The following is a 1,170-nucleotide window of genomic DNA, read 5'->3' as shown; positions in this document are numbered from 1 at the left end:
ACGTAGATCTCACCAATAAATAGCCGTCAATACGGCGCTCACTTAACGCTTACGGTTTTGTAGGAGGAACTACAACGTTTTGCAAACCGCTTCACTCCAGAACGCTGATAAGTTTTAGCGCGTCATTTCTGACAGAATCTTGCATTCGCTCAGAGTCAGCGATCAACGCCAAAGCCTCAATACTTAAACCATCCCTGATCACTTTTCGCGCTTTACTGAGACGGCCCCGGCAACTTTTCTCTGTATAACCCTCACGTGAGTGCATTTGCTCAATGATATAAGCGCTTGGTAAATTTGAATCGGCAAAGTGATGGTAGTAGTTTACGAAGCACTCCATCCCAATAGCCTTAAGGAGGCTGACCATGGTAACACTACTCGTTATCTTCTCTGGTTGATTCAAAACCTCTTCCAAAGGTTCGGGTGGAAGGGTTTGCATAGCCGCTTCATTGACTGAAGCCGAACTCCTGACAATCAAGTCTTCTTTGATGGAACTAACTCGGGGATCAGTAAGAATCGCGCCCTTGAGGTTAACGATATGTGCGTTAACGTGGTCACTATGCCGTGCATAATCTCGTATTACTTCATGTGGGATTTTGTAAGCATCAAGAATGTTGTAAGTCTCATCGAAAATAACCGCGATTAAATAATCAAAATCGGCTGCCTCATAGTTACGCAAGGCACTAAGCTGCCGGGAAGGATTATCCGGCGTAACTCTCCTAGCTTTGATCTGCACTTTCAGGCCATCAGCATCAATGGCATCAGCACCCGCCGACGAGTTACTGAGAAGAGTCATACCCAGTGCATTAGAAACCAGCCATTCAGCATAGTCACCAACAGGATTATTCTTGGTGCGAATGACACCTCTAGAACGCAACTGCGTTAAAATTTCGGAATGAAGTGAAAGCAATTCAAGATTATTCAGCGCATTTAGCCAATCATATGATGTTAAATGATTATTTTTCAAAAACACTCTCCATTGCCGAAGTGAAATGCCACTGTAACGCCTACGTAACGCCTACGTAACGCACCTGGATTTTGATGTTTTGTCGGCTCTTATAGAAGAGTAAGACTGATTCATAGGCGTCTCATCTTTTGCCAAAGAAGTCTGTTCATTAATGGGTCTTCCCCGATCATGGTGGGAAGACTCAGAACGCCATATTCAGTTTTCCA

General features: G+C 44.3%; 1 protein-coding gene. It reads right to left on the bottom strand.

Features of this window, described 5'->3' with window-relative positions; translation table 11 throughout:
• Positions 1-91 precede the first annotated feature (91 nt).
• Positions 92-970 carry a DUF6998 domain-containing protein gene (locus HX884_RS26520; protein WP_249166254.1) on the bottom strand — a complete coding sequence of 293 codons (879 nt, stop codon included), beginning with the start codon at positions 968-970 and terminating at the stop codon, positions 92-94.
• Between the last annotated feature and the right edge of the window lie 200 nt (positions 971-1,170).

Source organism: Enterobacter sp. SECR19-1250 (assembly GCF_013391025.1).
Taxonomy (GTDB): Bacteria; Pseudomonadota; Gammaproteobacteria; order Enterobacterales; family Enterobacteriaceae; genus Enterobacter; species Enterobacter cloacae.
This window is presented reverse-complemented; position numbering and strand designations above follow the sequence as displayed.